This window comes from Clostridium sp. UBA6640 (assembly GCF_002455975.1).
Lineage (GTDB): Bacteria > Bacillota > Clostridia > Clostridiales > Clostridiaceae > Clostridium_J.
This window is the reverse complement of the sequence record NZ_DKLM01000134.1, coordinates 26,227-29,574: the sequence shown is the minus strand read 5'-3', so window position 1 is coordinate 29,574 and position 3,348 is coordinate 26,227. Positions and strand designations below refer to the sequence as shown.

The window sequence follows — 3,348 nt, the reverse complement described above, 5'->3', positions numbered from 1 at the left end:
AAATTATTTTTCTAAAAAATAATTTCCTCCTTAATTGTGCATTGTGAATTGTGCATTGTGCACTGTTTTAAGTTGTGAATTGTGCATTAATCTAAAAGTTATGAATTAATATATCAAACTACAACTTATATTCAGACATACATTAAATTTTAGAGTAGTTTGTCTATATATCTCTAGTATAACAAATTTCTCCATAATATTTCTATGAATTTTTGAAATAATAAGATATAGCGCAAATTATCGAAAATGCTCCTTGAATTATATTCTATATAGAAAACCCTTTAAACAAATTTTAAATTCAATTTTATCTTTTACGGCTAGTTGTATTGCTAAAACATACTTATTATATTATGGTATAATTTAGTGATAATAAATATGCTTCATTGAGGTGATCAGATGATTTCTAAATTAATTATAAGAAAATTTATAAAGGATTATGATGATGTAAAAAACAAAGATGTAAGAGAGAAATATGGATATCTAGGTGGAATTATAGGAATACTTATAAATCTATTATTATTTGGAATAAAAGTTACAATAGGTATTTTTAGTAATAGTATTGCTGTAATAGCTGATGCCTTTAACAATCTATCAGATGTAGGTTCATCAGTAATAACTATTTTTGGATTTAAGCTTGCTAGTAAACCTGCAGATAAAGAACATCCTTTTGGACATGGGCGTATTGAATATATTTCTGGGCTTATTGTAGCATTTATTGTAATGATTGTAGGATTTCAATTTGTTTTAAGTTCAATAGAAAGAATTAAAAATCCAACACCAATAAATTTTTCTTTAATACCATTTTTATTAATTTTAGTATCTATTTTATTTAAAATATGGCTTATCAGTTTTTATAAATATGTTGGAAACACTATCGATTCTTCTGCACTTAAAGCTTCATCTGTAGATGCTTTAAGTGATGTTATATCTTCAAGTACTGTAGCATTATCTTTGGTACTCTCTAATTTCTTTTCATTTCCACTAGATGGATACATGGGGATTGTAGTATCATTGATAATTCTCTATGCAGGTTATAATTTAGTAAAAGATACTCTAAATCCATTATTAGGTATGGCACCAGATAAAGAATTAGTAGAAAATATTCAAAAATCAGTATTGAGTTATGATAATATATCTGGTGTGCATGATTTAATGATTCATAATTACGGTCCTGGAAGAATAATGGCTTCAATACACGCTGAAGTACCTTGCAATATTTCTATAGTAAAAATTCATGAAATTATAGATAGGGCAGAAAAAGAAATTTCTAAAGAACTTGATATTTATTTAGTTATCCACATGGATCCTATTAATACAAATAATGAAGAGGTTTTAAAGGATAGAAACATACTAGATGAAGTTTTGAAAAAATTTCCTATAATAAAATCTATTCATGACTTTAGAGTTGTAGGAGAAGGTGAGATTAAAAACTTAATTTTTGATGCAGTTATAGATGTCAGCCACCATCTATTAGAAGATGAAGAACATAAACTAATTAAGGACATAGATAATTCAATTAAAAAAATTCACTCCAAATATAATGTTATTATAACTATAGATAAAGATTATCTTGGAGTGGAGTAAAAAATACCATAATATTTTATTAAAACTTATATTGATTGCAAACCCCATGTACAAATTTTGAACATGGGGTTATTTTAAATTTTAATTTTATATTACATAATAATATTTTTATCTTTAACAAAGAATATATATTATTCTATAAAATTTAATATTTTATATAAGTTGCAATAAGGTTAAGGTTTAATACAAGCATAAATGTAATTCTATATATAGATATATCAATTGCAAAATTAATATATGCGAAAATAATTGATGATTTTTAGTTTTATAATTAGCACTATTAAATTCACAATACACAATTTACAATTATCGATACTCCTCTGTTATAAGTGAAGTTCAAAATTTATTTCCTCTTAAAATTATTATATAAATTATTTATTTTACTAATATTATACATAAATGTTAACCATTTCTTTGATTTATAGTATAATATAAGTTGCATATATTTAAAGTATTAATGTTAACTTTTTGCAAATAAATGAATATCATATACTGATATGAAATTATGGAGTGTGATCTTATATGTTAAAAAGGCAACGGCACTATTTCTTAGGTGGGAATACATCTAAAGGATTTTATTCACTTTACAGATATATTCTTTCTCAAGATGAAGCTAGAAGAATTATATGTATAAAAGGTGGCCCTGGTACTGGAAAATCTTCATTAATGAAAAAAGTTGGCAATTTATTTTTAGAAAAAGGATATACTGTAGAATATCATCATTGTTCATCTGACAGCAATTCTTTAGACGGAGTTGTAATTAAAGGACTTAACGTTGCACTGCTAGATGCAACATCGCCTCATGTGGTTGATCCCATAACTCCCGGTGCAGTAGATGAAATATTAAACATGGGCGATTGTTGGAAAGAAGATAATTTTAAAGATTCTAAAGACTTAATTATTGATAGTAATAAAAAAATAGGTAAAACCTTTAAAAGAGCTTACAGATTTTTATCTGCAGCAAAAGATATTTATGAAGACTGGTATACTTTCAATAATGATGCTTTGAATATGAGTAAAATAAATGTATTTAAAGAGGTTTTAAAAAATACCATATTTAAAAAAGATATTTCTAAATTAGGCTATGACAGGCATTTATTCGCTACTGCCTTTACTCCTGCTGGAGTCATAAGCTTTATAACAAATTTAATTGAAGACTATGAAAATATATATATTTTAAAAGGTCCTCCTGGTACAGGAAAGACTGATGTTCTTAAGTACTTATATGAAGAAGGTGTCAGAAGAGGATATTATGTAGAAGTACTTCATACTCCACTAATGCCAGATAAGATTGAACATGTTTTAATCCCTGAATTAAATACGGCTATTATTACTTCAAATGAAATTAATAAACTTACTTTTGATGGAAGAATATTCGACATGAGTAGTTTCCTTAATTCATCTTCTATAGAAAAAAATAAGGATGAAATCGAACAGGTAAAAAACACCTTTTATATACTATTAAATAAAGCCCTATCCTGTATAGAAAATGCTAAGGCTTTACATGATGAACTTGAAAAACTATATATACCAAATATGGATTTTGAAAAAGTTACTGCTGTAACAAATGAAGTTATAAGTAAATTATTAAAATATGAAGAAGAATATCTAAAAGAAAACAATACTAAATAAACTCATATATTATATGTAAAATTAATTAAATATACTTAGCTTAAAAATAACCGCACTTCCAAATTCAATGGTTGTGCGGTTATTTTAAATTTAAACCTTATTTTGTTTCAATGGTTAAAACTTCACGGTTAA

2 protein-coding genes are annotated in these 3,348 nt (G+C 25.6%); both read left to right on the top strand.

All coding sequences use genetic code 11. The annotated features are described in order from the left end of the window. Positions 1 to 396: 396 nt before the first annotated feature. Positions 397 to 1,584, top strand: a complete 1,188-nt coding sequence (locus B2W91_RS14720; RefSeq protein WP_291582298.1) for a cation diffusion facilitator family transporter — start codon at positions 397 to 399, stop codon at positions 1,582 to 1,584. Between the two features lie 522 nt (positions 1,585 to 2,106). Beyond that, entirely contained in the window at positions 2,107 to 3,216 is a 1,110-nt protein-coding gene (locus tag B2W91_RS14715; RefSeq protein WP_291582297.1) for a PRK06851 family protein, read from the top strand. Positions 3,217 to 3,348: the final 132 nt, after the last annotated feature.